We start from the raw sequence: 14,232 nt of genomic DNA on the forward strand, positions 1-14,232 counted from the left end.
GCTCGCAAGAAAGTCTGCGGCAAGCCTGACAACAAATGTCAGGCGTTGCCAGCATTGCTGTATCACAGCACCGATTTTGCCTTGGCGACTGATGCCTTTCGCAGGCCGAGCATGCTTTGCAGCGCTTTGGAAATCAGCGGCCAGAACAGCATCAGCAGCGCCGCCGTGGTCAGGCTGCCCACCAATGGGTTGGACCAGAAGATGCCCAGTTGCCCATCCGAGAACAGCATCGACTGACGGAACGCATCTTCCGCCTTGTCACCCAGGACCGCTGCGAGCACCAGCGGCGCGATCGGGTAACCGAGTTTCTTGAACAGATAACCCAGTGCACCGAAACCAAGCATCAGCACCACGTCGAAGAACGAGTTGTGTACCGAGTACGCGCCGATGGCGCAGACCATGATGATGATCGGCGCGATGATCGAGAACGGTATGCGCAGGATCGAGGCGAACAGCGGCACGGTGGCCAGCACCACGATCAGGCTCACCACGTTGCCCAGGTACATGCTGGCGATCAGGCCCCAGACAAAATCGTGCTGTTCGACGAACAACGTTGGCCCAGGATGCAGGCCCCAAATCATCAAGCCGCCGAGCATCACCGCTGCCGTCGCAGAGCCAGGGATACCTAAAGTCAGCATCGGCAGCAGTGCGCTGGTGCCGGCAGCGTGGTCGGCGGTTTCCGGTGCGATCACGCCTTCGATTTCGCCCTGGCCGAATTTGTCGCGGTTCTTCGAGAAGCGCCGCGCCAGGCTGTAGCTCATGAACGAGGCGGCGGTCGGGCCTCCGGGTGTGATGCCCATCCAGCAACCGACCAGTGTGCTGCGCACGATGGTCCACCAGTAGCGCGGCAATTTCGCCCAGGTGCGCAGGATCACCATCGGCGTGATGCGCGCATGCTCGCCACGGAACACCAGGCCTTCCTCCACGGTGCAGAGGATTTCGCCGATGCCGAACAGGCCAATCACCGCCACTTCGAAACTGATGCCGGTCATCAAGATCGGCTGGTCGAAGGTCAGGCGCAGGTTGCCCGAGACGGTGTCCATGCCAACTGCCGCCATGGCGAAACCGATCATCATCGCGACCACGGTTTTCAGCGGCGGGTTCTTGCTCATGCCGATGAAGGTACAGAAGGCCAACAGGTACACCGCGAAGAACTCCGGCGAACTGAACGACATGGCGAACTCGGCAATCCGCGTCGACAGGAAGGTCAGCAGCAACACCCCGCACAGCGCGCCGATCAGTGCCGAACTGAACGCGGCGGTGAGGGCTTCGGCGGCGCGACCTTCGCGGGCCATCGGGTAGCCGTCGAACGTCGTCGCCACCGATGAGGGCTCACCGGGTATGTTGAACAGGATCGAGGTGATCGAGCCGCCGAACAGCGCGCCCCAATACATGCATGACAGCAGGATGATCGCCGACACCGGCGACATGGTGAACGTCAGCGGCAGCAGCAACGCCACGCCATTGGGGGCGCCGAGGCCGGGTAACACGCCGACCAGAATGCCCAGCAGCACGCCGACCACCATCAGGCCGATGTGGCCTGGGGTCAGGATCAAATTCATGCCTTGCAACAGGGAATCGAATTCGCTCATTTGAAATATCTCCCGACCACGGCAATCAAGTCGCCCAGTGGGCCGGCATCCAGCGGCACCTTGAACCACAATGCAAAAATCAGATAACTGGCAAGCACCGCGCCCAGTGACACACAGGCGATCATCCACTTGCCGTAGGGTTTGGCGCGGACCTTGTCACGCCACATGAACCACGCGATGAACGCCGCGGATGCCAGGTAGATGCCGGTGAACGGCATGGCGCCGACAAACAGGGCAATCGGGATGAACACCGACAACACTTGCTTGAACGCGTCGCGACTGACGAAGGCCACGCTCAAAGCTTGCCAGCGCACCAGCGTCAGCACGCCATTGGCGACACTCGCGGCGCTCAGCAGCAGGCCGATATAGAAAGGGAAATAGCCCGGCTCAGGGCCGGCATCGCCCCAGCCGATCCCTTGTTCGATGCTGCCGAACATCACCACTACGCCGATCAGCGCGGTGAACAATGTCAGGCCGAGTTCGACCCAACGGGTGCCGACCAAAGCCGGTGAATCCGTAGATTGGGACATGAAAGAACCTCCAGCAGGTGACGGCCGCCCTTGGTGAGCGGCCCTGGCAACTTCAGTTTTTCAGCCAGCCGGCTTCCTTGAATACCGGGGTGACGCGGGCGGTGTCTTTTTCGATGTAGGCGGTCAATGGCTCGCCTTCGAGGAAGGTCGGCACTAGCGCGTTCTGCTTCACGTAGGCCTTGAACTCCGGCGTCTCGGTCACTTTGCGCATCAACTCGACGTAGAACGCCCGTTGCTCGGCACTGATATCGCCGGGCATGAACACGGTGCGCGGGAAGCGATACTGGTCGATGCCAAGGCCTTGCTCGTGACAGGTCGGCACGTCGGCCCAGGATTTGTCGCCCGCGACTTTCTCTGTGTAACTCATGCGTTCCTTACTGAACACACAGAGCGGCTCGACCTGATCACCACGCCATTGGCTGATGCTTTCGCTGGGGTTGTTGACGTTGGCGGCGATGTGTTTGCCGGCCAGTTGGGTTGCGGCTTCACTGCCGCTTTTGAACGGGATGTACACCAGTTTGCTGTTGTTGGTTTGATTGAGCAGCAGGGTCAGGGTCTGGTCGACGTCCTTGGACTGGCTGCCGCCCATGCGCAGGTTCGACGGATCAGCCTTGACCGCTTCATAGAAGCTTTTCGCGTCTTTCCACGGAGCACCTTTGTAACTCCAGAGGATGAAGTCGTCCTCGGCCACGGCGGCAATCGGTGTCAGCTCCTGCCATTGGTAGCCCAGCTTGGACACCAGCGGCAGCAGGTAAATGTTATTGGTGCCGATCACCAGTTTCTCGGCATCGCCCTTGTTCATTTTCATGTCGAGAAACGCTTCGGCGCCATTGCCGCCGCCCTTGTTGAGGACGATGGTATTAACGTCGAGAAACTTGTGCGTGGTGATGATCGACTGGATCAGGCGACCGAGCTGGTCGGTGCCACCACCGGGGCCACCGGCCACGACGATTTCGACATTCTTGTCCGGTTGCCAGGCGTGAGCCAGAGCAGGGAGGGCGCCGGCAGCGAGCAGGGTGCAACCGAGAAACAGACGGGATGTGCGACGGACGAATGCATTTCGCATGGAAGAGCCTCGTTTTATGTTCTTGTAATTGTTATGAGCGACTTGTCTGAGCGGTAAAGCCGCAAGCCTGGGCCGAGTGTGGGAACGTGCCGTCGCCGCGTCTAGTCAAAACAATACATACACCGATAGCCTGGGGTTATCGCTCGGCAACGGCAACGCCGTTTCAATTGTGCAAAGCCCCGCGCCAGAGCGATTTTAGAAACAAGTGGAAACAGTGGGGTTCGCTGAAAGCCTGGTGAAAGCACGGCATGACATAACCCGAGGCTATCGCCTTATCTCAAGTTTTGATTAGACGGTTATCAGTGAGCCTTCGATAGTGCTCAACAGGTCAGCCCTGTGGGTCGACGTTTGCATCTCCACAAAAATAATAAAACGAGGTACGCACCATGGCTCGTCCCAGTGCTTCCCTGCAGCTGTCCGGCGCAGACGATCCGTCCAACGCCGCTGTACCGCAGGCCACCACCGCCAAAGCCAGCAATGTGCGCTGGCGCATCTTCGCGATCATCTTCGCGCTGACCATGGTTAACCTGATCGATCGGGTGTCACTGTCCATCGCGATGCCGACGATTGCCCATGAGTTTTCCCTGTCGCCCAGCATGCAAGGGCTGATCCTCAGCAGTTTTTTCTGGGCTTATGCGCTGTTGCAGATTCCAGGGGGCTGGATGATCGATCGTTTCGGCCCGCATCGAGTCATCAGTTGGTCCACCGGGTTGTGGGGGACGTTCCAGGTGCTGGCAGCGTTTGCCACCGGTGGTTTGTCATTACTGTTTGCCCGCGTGGCATTGGGGGCCTCCGAGGCTCCGCTGTTTCCGTCCGGCGGCAAGCTGATTTCCCTGTGGCTGGCGCCCAGCGAACGCAGTCGCGGCGCGGTACTGATGGACAGCGGCAGCCCGCTCGGCGTGGCCTTGGGCGGGTTGATCATTGCCTACCTGATTGCCTCGCTGGACTCCTGGCGATTGGCGTTTGTCATCGCCGGTGTTGCGACACTGGTATTGGCCTGGCTGGCGCGGCGCTATCTGCGTGACGATCCGGCCAGCCATCCACAGGTCAATGAACTGGAACTGGAAAAAATCAACGCTGGACGCGCTACGCCTGCCGCCGAAGCCGCCCGCGCACCGGTCAAGGGCCTGGGCATCGCCGCGCGCTCCCTGAGCGGTTTGCTGATCGGGCGGGCCAGTTGGGCGATGGTGTACTTCGGCTTGCTGACCTGGGGGCCGAGCTACCTGGCTCAGGCTCGCGGGTTTGATATCAAGGGCATTGGTGCGGCGACCTTTGTGATCTTCGTCTGCGGCGCCTTGGGTTCGTTGACCGGTGGATTCCTCTGCGATGGCTTGATCCGCAAGGGCGTCAGTCGCCCGGTGGCGGTCAAGAGCCTGCTGGCGTTCTCCGGCCTGGTGGCCCTCGGTGCGTTCCTGCTGTTGCCAACGCTTAGCAACCCTTTTGCGGCCGTGGCGTTGTTGGCGATGACTGCGTTTTTCCTGATGTGGGGCAGCCTCTACTGGAGTTTCCCGGCGCTGCTGGCAGCACCTGCGCGGGTTGGCTTGATCGGCGGTGTGATGAACATGGCCGGCAGCACCGGCGGTATTGCGGTGCCGATCCTGGTGGGGGTGATCCTGCAAATGTCCGGTGGCTTTGCGCCGGTGCTGGGTTTCTTCGCGGCCTGCTCGGCGGTGTTCGTGCTGGCAACCTTGTTCATCAGCCTTGACGAGGTGCGCCATGACTGAGCCCTCACTGAAAAAAGCATGGGACGGTCCGATCATCGACGCCCATCATCACTTCTGGGACCCATCGATCAACGATCATCCGTGGTTGGCGCCCCAAGCCAATATTCCATTCCGCTACGGCGATTACAGCGCGATCAAGCGCCGCTATTTTCCAGAGGACTATTTCGCCGATGTCGGTGAACATCGGGTGGTGCAAACGGTGTACGTCGAAACCGAATGGAACCCGCAAGACCCGATTGGCGAAACCGTATTCATAGAACAATTGGCCGCCCGTTACGGCGTACCGAATGCCGTGGTCGCGCAGGCCTGGCTCGATCATCCGGACGCCATCGATGTGCTGACCGAACAGGCCAGTTTCAAGTGCGTGCGCAGTGTTCGCCACAAGCCCGGAGGCCCGACCGCCCCGGATCAGGTCGGGCACATGCGCAGCCTGATGAGCGATGAGCACTGGCGCCGCAGTTACGCAGCCCTTGAAGGCCTTGACCTGCATTTCGATCTGCAGACGCCCTGGTGGAACCTGCACGAAGCCGAACGCCTGGCCCGAGACTTCCCGAACATTACGCTGATTCTCAACCATGCCGGATTGCCCAACGATCGCAGCGCCGAAGGCCTGGCCGGCTGGCGGTTGGCAATGGCGCGACTGGCCCAGTGGCCGAACGTGCAGGTGAAGATTTCCGGCCTGGGGCAGGGCGGCCAACGTTGGCGTGCCAAGGACAACGCCTGGATCGTGCGTGAAGTGATCGCCATGTTTGGAACTGGCCGGGCCATGTTCGCCAGCAACTTTCCGGTGGACAGCCTCTGCGGTTCGTTCGATGACATCTACAGCGGTTTCAAATCCATCGTCGCCGATTTGCCAATGGCCGATCAGGAGCGACTGTTCTACAGCAACGCGCAGCGGGTGTATCGCTGCGAACCATGCGCCATTGACCGGGCGTGGCCTGAACCCTTGAGGAGTGAAGCATGAAAAAATCCACCATCGCCATGGTCCTGGGTGACCCGGCAGGTATTGGCCCTGAGTTGATCGCACGCCTGCTCGCCGAGCCCGACGTGCGCAGCAAGGCCAACGTGATCCTGATCGCCGACGAGGCGCAGATGCGTCGTGGCATGCGCATTGCCAGCGTGGAGTTTCCCTACCGTCGCGTCGAGTCGCTGGATCAGCTGTCGTTTGTCGATGACACGCCACTGTTCTTTGATTTTCGCGGAGACACCGTTGGCGAGTTTCCACGCAGCGAAGCGAGTGTGATTGGCGGTCGCTACAGCCTCGACACCCTGGAAAAAGCGCTGCGCCTGACCGAAGCCGGCACCACCGACGCGATCCTGTTCGGGCCGTTGAACAAGACGTCACTGCACATGGCCGGCATGGCGCATAACGACGAACTGCACTGGTTTGCCGAGCTGCTGGATTTTCACGGACCGTTCTGCGAGTTCAACGTGCTCGACAACCTGTGGACGTCACGGGTGACCTCCCACGTGGCGCTCTCCGAGGTCTCGGGCCTGCTGAGTGAGCAGCGCGTGGTGGAAGCGATTCAACTGATCGACACTGCTCTCAAGCGCAATGGCCTGGAGAAACCGCGAATCGGCGTTTGTGGCTTGAACCCGCATAACGGCGACAACGGCTCGTTCGGCAGAGAAGAGCTGGACATCATCGGCCCGGCCGTACGCTCGGCACAGGCGCTGGGAATTGCAGCGGAAGGGCCGTATCCGGGGGACACGATTTTCCTCAAGGTCCAGGGCGATGCCAGTGCCTTTGATGCGGTCGTGACGATGTACCACGACCAGGGCCAGATCGCGATCAAGCTGATGGGCTTCTCCCGTGGCGTGACGGTGCAAGGCGGCCTGCCGATCCCGATCACCACCCCGGCCCATGGCACCGCGTTCGACATTGCGGGGCAGGGCAAGGCCAACGTTGGCGCCACGCGCCAGGCGTTCGAAATCGCGTGCCGGATGGGCGCTAACCGCCACTAAAAGCGCTAGATCAAAAGATCGCAGCCTTCGGCAGCTCCTACAGGGATCGCATACACCTGTAGGAGCTGCCGCAGGCTGCGATCTTTTTGTTTTTGGCTGATAACCCAAATCAGGCATTAAGCCGATTTTGCTATCACCCCAGGTTATCGCCGGATACGCATAAGTGATTATCCGCAGCCCCTTGGCGCTGGCTAAAGTCGCCCCATCGAATGCCGGAGCCGACCCATCGAGGGGTTCTGCGCACACGACTCAACAACTACAAGAAGCCGGCAGCGCAAGGAACTGTATTCATGAAAATCAAAGCAATCCGTACCCGCGTGTTCGAGTGGAAAGGCAAAGTCGTCCCACCTCAAGCGCACTTCTGCACCAACGCCAGTGACATCCTGTTCGAGCGCGGCGATGCCATGGGCTCGTTCCGTTTCCACGGCTGGCTGGTGGTGGAAGTCGAGACCGACACCGGTCTTGTCGGCATCGGTAACTGCGCCCTGGCGCCACGTGTGGCCAAGGAAATCATCGACACGTATCTGGCACCGATCGCCATTGGCGAGGACCCGTTCGACAACGAATACATCTGGCAGAAAATGTATCGCCAAAGCCACGCCTGGGGCCGCAAGGGCATCGGCATGGCGGCGATCTCGGCGATCGATATCGCGATCTGGGACATCATGGGCAAAGCGGTCAACAAGCCCGTGTTCAAACTGCTCGGTGGCCGTACCAAGGAAAAGATCTGGACCTACGCGTCCAAGCTCTACGCCAACGACAACCTCGACCTGTTTCTCGAAGAAGCCCAGGGCTATCTGAACCAAGGGTTCACCGCGCTGAAAATGCGTTTCGGCTATGGCCCGAAAGATGGCCCGGCGGGCATGCGCAAGAACATCGAACAAGTGCGAGCATTGCGTGAACTGGCAGGGCCAGACGTCGACATCATGCTCGAATGCTACATGGGCTGGACCCTGGAATATGCCCGTCGCATGTTGCCGAAACTGGCGGAATTCGAACCGCGCTGGCTCGAAGAACCGGTGATCGCCGACGACATCGAAGGCTACATCGAACTGAAAAAAATGGGGATCATGCCGATCTCCGGCGGCGAACATGAATTCACCTCCTACGGCTTCAAAGATCTGCTGGAGCGCCGCGCCGTCGACGTGATCCAGTACGACACCAACCGTGTCGGCGGTATCACTGCAGCGCGCAAGATCAACGCCATGGCTGAAGCCTGGTCGGTGCCGGTCATCCCCCACGCGGGGCAGATGCACAACTATCACCTGACCATGTCCACCACCGCCTCGCCGATGGCCGAGTTCTTCCCGGTGTTCGATGTCGAAGTCGGCAACGAACTCTTCTACTACGTGTTCAAGGGCGAGCCGCAACCGGTCAACGGCTACATCCAGCTCGACGACAACAAGCCGGGCCTGGGCCTGGAAATCTCCGATGAATACCTGAGCGACTTCAACATCATCGAGTGACCTTGAGGCGCCGCTTGCGGGCGGCGCCAACCCTGACTTTCTGGAGGGCCGCCATGCGCCTGATTCAATTCGAAAACACTGCCGGGGAACGCCAGGTCGGACTCGTCGAGGGTTCGCACGTCCAGGTGCTGCGTGACACTCGCAGTACCCGTGAACTGGCCCTCGCAGCTATCCGTGCCCAACGCAGTCTGCAAGAAGAAGTCGCGCAGCGCGGCACCGAGCCAGGCCCGGAATACGCGCAGCTGTTGCAGTTGGGCAAAGTCCTGCCTCCGCTGGACCATGAAGACCCAGCCCACTGCCTGATCAGCGGCACCGGCCTGACTCATCTGGGCAGCGCTTCGGCACGGGACAAAATGCACCAGCATGACGGCGAGGTAGAAGCCGGCATGACCGACACCATGCGCATGTTCAAGTGGGGTCTCGACGGCGGCAAGCCGCAAGCAGGGCAAGTCGGTGCGCAGCCGGAGTGGTTCTACAAGGGCGACGGCAGCATTGTCGTGCGCCCCGGCGCGGACTTTCCCGTGCCACCGTTTGCTGAAGACGCTGGTGAAGAGCCGGAGCTGACAGGCCTCTATGTGATCGGCGACGACGGCCTGCCGTATCGCGTCGGTTATGCGCTGGGCAATGAGTTTTCCGACCATGTCATGGAGCGGCGCAACTACCTGTACCTCGCGCATTCAAAACTGCGCAGTTGCTCCTACGGTCCCGAGTTGCGTGTCGGCGAATTGCCCCGGCATCTGGTCGGCACCAGCCGGATCAAGCGCGACGGCGTAACCATCTGGGAAAAAGAGTTTCTCAGCGGTGAAGACAACATGTGTCACAGCCTGGCCAACCTGGAATTCCACCACTTCAAATACGCCCAGTTTTTGCGCCCGGGCGATGTTCACGTGCACTACTTCGGCACCGCCACGCTGTCGTTTGCCGATGGCGTGAAGACCCAGCCGGGAGATCGCTTCCAGATCAGCCTCGATGAATTCGGTGCGCCTTTGGTCAACGGCATTGGCGAAAGTGCCCAGCCGTTGGCAATCGGCCAAATACGCGCACTTTAAAAGCAATGATCGGGAACACCACTGGACCTGTGGGAGCTGGCTTGCCAGCGATGGGGCCCCAAGGCCTTGCGCCGTCTTTGTGGGCGCTATCGCCAGCAAGCCGGCTCCTACAGGTCGTATACCCGTATCGACACAAACGATCAGGAAATCCCTCATGAGCCTGCCACTCGGACACAATTACATCGGCGGTCGCCGCAGTGCCAACGGCACAGTGCAGCTGCAAAGTCTCGACGCCACGACGGGTGAGCCATTACCCGGATTTTTCTTTCAAGCATCCGAAGCCGAAGTGGATGCCGCCGCCAAAGCTGCAGCGGCGGCCTACCCGATCTACCGCAACCTGAGCGCGGAAAAACGCGCGACGTTCCTCGACGCTATCGCCGACGAAATCGATGCCTTGGGTGATGAGTTCGTCGCCACCGTGTGCCGCGAAACCGCGTTGCCTGCCGGGCGCATTCAAGGTGAGCGCGGGCGTACCAGCGGACAGTTGCGACTGTTCGCCAAGGTGCTGCGTCGCGGTGACTTCTATGGTGCGCGTATCGACCGCGCGCTGCCGGACCGTCAGCCGTTACCACGCCCGGACCTGCGTCAGTACCGCATCGCCATGGGACCGGTGGCGGTGTTCGGCGCGAGTAACTTTCCGCTGGCATTCTCCACCGCTGGCGGCGATACCGCCTCGGCGCTGGCGGCTGGTTGCCCGGTGGTGTTCAAAGCCCACAGCGGGCACATGGCGACCGCCGAATGGGTGGCAGACGCGATCATTCGCGCTGCCGAACGCACGCAAATGCCGGCCGGCGTATTCAACATGATTTATGGCGGCGGCGTCGGTGAATGGCTGGTCAAGCATCCGGCGATTCAGGCCGTGGGTTTCACCGGTTCGCTCAAGGGCGGCAATGCCCTGAGTCATATGGCTGCCACCCGACCACAGCCAATTCCGGTGTTTGCCGAGATGTCGAGTATCAACCCGGTGTTCCTGCTGCCCGAAGCGTTGGCGGTACGCGGTGAGCAGATCGCTGCGCAACTGGCCGGCTCGGTGACCCTGGGTTGCGGGCAGTTCTGCACCAATCCCGGTCTGGTCATCGGCCTGCGTTCGCCGCAGTTCAGCACCTTTGTGCAAACCTTTTGCGCCAACATGAACCAGCAACCGGCGCAAACCATGCTCAATGCCGGCGCACTGGCCAGTTACAGCCATGGCTTGGGTGAGCTGCACGAACACCCGGGGTTGACGCATTTGGCCGGGAAGCCGCAACAGGGCAATCAGGCGCAACCGCAAGTGTTCAAGGCCGATGTCAGTCTGCTGCTCAAGGGCGATCCATTGCTTCAGGAGGAAGTGTTCGGGCCGACCACCATCGTCATCGAAGTCGAGGACCGCACGCAGTTGGCCGAGGCATTACAGGGCTTGCGCGGGCAGTTGACGGCGACGCTGATTGGCGAGGCCGACGAGTTGGTGGAGTACCGCTGGCTGGCTGAGTTGCTGCAGGAGAAGGTCGGGCGGATTCTGCTCAATGGCTATCCGACTGGCGTTGAGGTGTGCGAGGCGATGGTTCATGGCGGGCCGTACCCGGCGACGTCCGACTCACGCGGCACCTCGGTCGGAACCCTGGCCATCGACCGCTTCCTGCGGCCGGTGTGCTTCCAGAATTACCCGAACGCGTTGCTGCCCGAGGCGTTGCAGGACAGTAATCCACTGGGGATTCGGCGGTTGGTGGATGGGGAGGTAAGTAGTCTGGCTTTGTAGATTTGCTGTCTGGGCCACCGCTATCGCTGGCAAGCCAGCTCCCACAGTGATTGATGTCGTACACGGAATTTGTGTGCAACACCAAACCCTGTGGGAGCTGGCTTGCCAGCGATGGCGTCCTCAGCCTCACCGCAACCTACTTGGCTGCAGCCGGCCTCAACACCAACCACAACGCCAACCCAATCAACACCCCGCCATAGATATGCGCCATCGACAGCGGCTCATCGAGAAACATCGCCCCCCACAACACCCCGAATGGCGGGATCGCGAAGGTCACGGTCGACGATTTCACCGGGCCGATCGAGGTCAGCAGACGGAAGTAGATGATGTACGCGAACGCCGTACATGCCAGGCCCAGTCCCAACAACGACAACCAGACATTCCAACCGCCCCAACTGGCCGGTGGCTGGCTGGCGACGCTGTAGCCAAACAGCGGCAGCAGGAACAGGGTCGCGCCGAGCATGCTGCCCAGCGCCGACAGACGGCTGTCGAGCCCACCGGCCTGATCCAGCCAGCGGCGGGCGAGGAATCCGGCGAAGCCGTAGCAGGTGGTGGCGAGCAGACAGGCGAGGGCGCCCATCAACAGTTGCAGATCGAAGGCCACCGGGCCGGCGCGGGTCAGGATGCCGACGCCGAACAACCCCAGGAACACACCGCCGAGCTTGGCGCCAGAGAGCCGCTCATGGAAGAACAGACTGCCGATCAACACCCCCATCAATGGCGTGGTGGCGTTGAAAATCGCCGAGTAACCGGCCGGTAAAACCTGGGCTGCTACCGAATAAAGCGTCGCCGGAAGTCCGGAGTTGATCACCCCGAGCAGCATCACGGTTTTCAGCTTGCCCTTGAAATCCCAGCTGATGCGCATCAGTCCGAGAATCACCAACAGCCCGACCGCCGCGATAGATACGCGAAAGAAAGCCGTGGGAATCGTGCCAATCACTGGGGCGATGATGCGCATGAACAGAAAGCTCGCACCCCAAATGGCCGCCAGTGACAGTAAACGGAATAGATCGACGGGGTTCACTGCGCGCTCCAGGCTTGATCGGGACAAGAGTGTTGCCGAGCGACCGATCGATGGCAACCGGAAAACGGGCATTCAATTCCAGCCGAAAATTACACTTCTCCTGCACCCGCTTCACTGGCTAAGCTCAGGGCTCATGAATTCCCGCAGAGGTCTCACCATGCCGCAGCAATGGCCAGCCGCCGACATCGCCCGCTTGATCCTCGATGGCTTTGACGATTACCGCGAGCATTTCCGCCAGATCACCGACGGCGCCCGGGCTCGCTTCGAGCAGGCCAAGTGGCAGGAGGCGCAGTCGGCGTCAGCGGCACGGATCAATCTGTACGAAGAGAAAGTCAGCGAAACGGTGGGGCGACTGCGCACGGCGTTCGACGCAGACACGCTGGATGTCAGCTGCTGGCCGCTGGTCAAGAGCGCCTACATCACGCTGATCGACCTGCGTTTCGACGACGAACTGTCCGAGACTTGGTACAACTCGATTTTCTGTGGCCTGTTCAGTCATGACCTGATCAGCGACGGCTGCATGTTCATCCACACCACCCGGCCAAGCCTGCGCCGGGCGCGCGCCGCGCAAACCCGCACCTACAAGCCCCAGGGCCAGTTGTCGGGCATGTTGGCGAGCATCTTTGCCGACTATCGCTTCAGCGAGGAATACGCCGACCTGCCCGGCGACCTGAAACGCCTCGAAGCGCAACTGCGCGAAAACCTGCCGGATTGGGTGTGCAAGGACCCGGAACTGAGCGTCGAGCTGTTTTCCTCGGTGCTCTACCGCAACAAAGGCGCGTATCTGGTCGGGCGTATCTACACCGCCGATGAGCAATGGCCGCTGGCGATCCCGCTGATTCACCTGGAGGGTCGCGGCATCCAGATCGATGCGCTGATCACTGACGAAGCGGATGTGTCGATCATCTTTTCGTTCACCCGTTCATATTTCATGGTGGATGTGCCGGTACCGGCGGAGTTCATCGGTTTCCTCAAGCGCATCCTGCCGGGTAAGCACATCGCCGAGCTGTACACCTCGATCGGCTTCTACAAACACGGCAAGTCCGAGTTCTACCGGGCGCTGATCAATCACCTGGCCAACACCGACGACCAGTTCATCATGGCGCCCGGTGTGCGCGGGATGGTCATGAGCGTGTTCACCCTGCCGGGCTTCAACACCGTATTTAAAATGATCAAGGACCGTTTCTCACCGTCGAAAAACGTCGACCGTGCGACGGTGATCGAGAAATACCGCCTGGTGAAAAGCGTCGACCGTGTCGGACGCATGGCTGATACCCAGGAGTTCGCCGACTTCCGTTTCCCGTTGAGCAAGTTCGACCCGGCGTGCCTGGAAGAACTGCTGGAAGTCGCGCCCTCCACGGTGTCGGTGGAGGGCGATACCGTACTGATTCGCCACTGCTGGACCGAACGGCGCATGACGCCGTTGAACCTGTATCTGGAAAACGCCAACGAAGCGCAAGTGCGCGAGGCCCTGGAAGACTATGGCCTGGCGATCAAGCAACTGGCGGCGGCGAACATTTTTCCCGGTGACATGCTGTTGAAGAACTTCGGTGTCACCCGTCACGGTCGCGTGGTGTTTTATGACTACGACGAGATCTGCTTCCTGACCGAAGCCAACTTCCGCCACATTCCGGCACCGCGTACACCCGAAGACGAAATGGCCTCGGAGCCGTGGTATTCGATTGGGCCGCTGGATGTGTTCCCGGAAGAGTTTCCGCCGTTCCTGTTTGCCGATTCGGGGCAGCGCAAGCTGTTCGATCAGTTGCATGGCGAGTTGTATAACGCCGACTACTGGAAGGGATTGCAGGAGGCGATTCGGGGAGGAAAGGTGATTGATGTGTTTCCGTATCGGCGCAAGGGCCTCGGTAGCGAATAACTCACATGATCGTTCCCACGCTCCGCGTGGGAATGCATCCCTGGACGCTCCGCGTCCGCTTTTGGGACGCAGAGCGTCCCTTGCTGCATTCCCACGCAGAGCGTGGGAACGATCACGGTGAGGAGTAAAATCTGCGACAATCCGCAACCTGCGCCACTAGACGACTGAATTGCGTACCCGATGACCGACGAATCGCCCTCCATCG

The 14,232-nt window shown here is 60.5% G+C and carries 11 protein-coding genes; 7 read left to right on the top strand and 4 right to left on the bottom strand.

The features are described from left to right. Positions 1-62 precede the first annotated feature (62 nt). Genes ACRESJ_RS02735 through ACRESJ_RS02745 form a run of 3 tightly spaced genes read right to left on the bottom strand, consistent with a single transcriptional unit; the run spans position 63 to position 3,188 of the window. A complete protein-coding gene (locus ACRESJ_RS02735; RefSeq protein ID WP_431756526.1) occupies positions 63-1,592 on the bottom strand; it encodes a tripartite tricarboxylate transporter permease in 1,530 nt (509 codons plus the stop codon). Further along, positions 1,589-2,122: a tripartite tricarboxylate transporter TctB family protein gene (locus ACRESJ_RS02740; RefSeq protein ID WP_431756527.1), complete on the bottom strand. Its 534-nt coding sequence runs from the start codon at positions 2,120-2,122 to the stop codon at positions 1,589-1,591. Before ACRESJ_RS02740 ends, ACRESJ_RS02735 begins: the two co-directional genes overlap by 4 nt. A gap of 52 nt (positions 2,123-2,174) precedes the next feature. Beyond that, on the bottom strand, positions 2,175-3,188 hold the full coding sequence (locus ACRESJ_RS02745; RefSeq protein ID WP_431756528.1) for a tripartite tricarboxylate transporter substrate binding protein: 1,014 nt from the start codon (positions 3,186-3,188) through the stop codon (positions 2,175-2,177). A gap of 386 nt (positions 3,189-3,574) precedes the next feature. Between ACRESJ_RS02745 and ACRESJ_RS02750 the strand changes: the two genes are divergently transcribed. The 6 genes from ACRESJ_RS02750 (at position 3,575) to ACRESJ_RS02775 (ending at position 11,127) form a co-directional block, all read left to right on the top strand. Further along, entirely contained in the window at positions 3,575-4,912 is a 1,338-nt protein-coding gene (locus ACRESJ_RS02750; RefSeq protein WP_431756529.1) for an MFS transporter, read from the top strand. Further along, positions 4,905-5,876, top strand: a complete 972-nt coding sequence (locus ACRESJ_RS02755) for an amidohydrolase family protein (protein ID WP_431756530.1) — start codon at positions 4,905-4,907, stop codon at positions 5,874-5,876. The genes ACRESJ_RS02750 and ACRESJ_RS02755 overlap by 8 nt, the downstream gene beginning before the upstream one ends. Continuing rightward, on the top strand, positions 5,873-6,877 hold the full coding sequence (locus ACRESJ_RS02760; protein WP_431756531.1) for a 4-hydroxythreonine-4-phosphate dehydrogenase PdxA: 1,005 nt from the start codon (positions 5,873-5,875) through the stop codon (positions 6,875-6,877). The genes ACRESJ_RS02755 and ACRESJ_RS02760 overlap by 4 nt, the downstream gene beginning before the upstream one ends. A 290-nt stretch (positions 6,878-7,167) precedes the next feature. Further along, a complete protein-coding gene (locus tag ACRESJ_RS02765) occupies positions 7,168-8,343 on the top strand; it encodes an L-rhamnonate dehydratase (protein WP_431756532.1) in 1,176 nt (391 codons plus the stop codon). A 53-nt stretch (positions 8,344-8,396) separates the two neighbouring features. After that, positions 8,397-9,392 carry an AraD1 family protein gene (gene araD1, locus ACRESJ_RS02770; protein WP_431756533.1) on the top strand — a complete coding sequence of 332 codons (996 nt, stop codon included), beginning with the start codon at positions 8,397-8,399 and terminating at the stop codon, positions 9,390-9,392. Between the two features lie 154 nt (positions 9,393-9,546). After that, complete coding sequence (locus tag ACRESJ_RS02775) at positions 9,547-11,127, top strand: aldehyde dehydrogenase (NADP(+)) (RefSeq protein ID WP_431756534.1); 1,581 nt, start codon at positions 9,547-9,549, stop codon at positions 11,125-11,127. Positions 11,128-11,263: 136 nt separating this feature from the next. Here ACRESJ_RS02775 and ACRESJ_RS02780 read toward each other — a convergent pair whose 3' ends face one another. Further along, positions 11,264-12,151 (bottom strand): DMT family transporter, encoded by an 888-nt coding sequence (locus tag ACRESJ_RS02780; RefSeq protein WP_431756535.1) that lies wholly within the window; start codon positions 12,149-12,151, stop codon positions 11,264-11,266. A gap of 157 nt (positions 12,152-12,308) precedes the next feature. Here ACRESJ_RS02780 and aceK point away from each other — a divergent pair, with 157 nt between their 5' ends. Then, the gene (aceK, locus tag ACRESJ_RS02785) at positions 12,309-14,027 is read left to right on the top strand and encodes a bifunctional isocitrate dehydrogenase kinase/phosphatase (RefSeq protein ID WP_431756536.1); all 1,719 of its coding nucleotides are present in this window, start codon (positions 12,309-12,311) and stop codon (positions 14,025-14,027) included. Positions 14,028-14,232 lie beyond the last annotated feature (205 nt).

This window comes from Pseudomonas sp. (assembly GCF_050739655.1).
In the GTDB taxonomy this organism is placed as follows: Bacteria; Pseudomonadota; Gammaproteobacteria; order Pseudomonadales; family Pseudomonadaceae; genus Aquipseudomonas.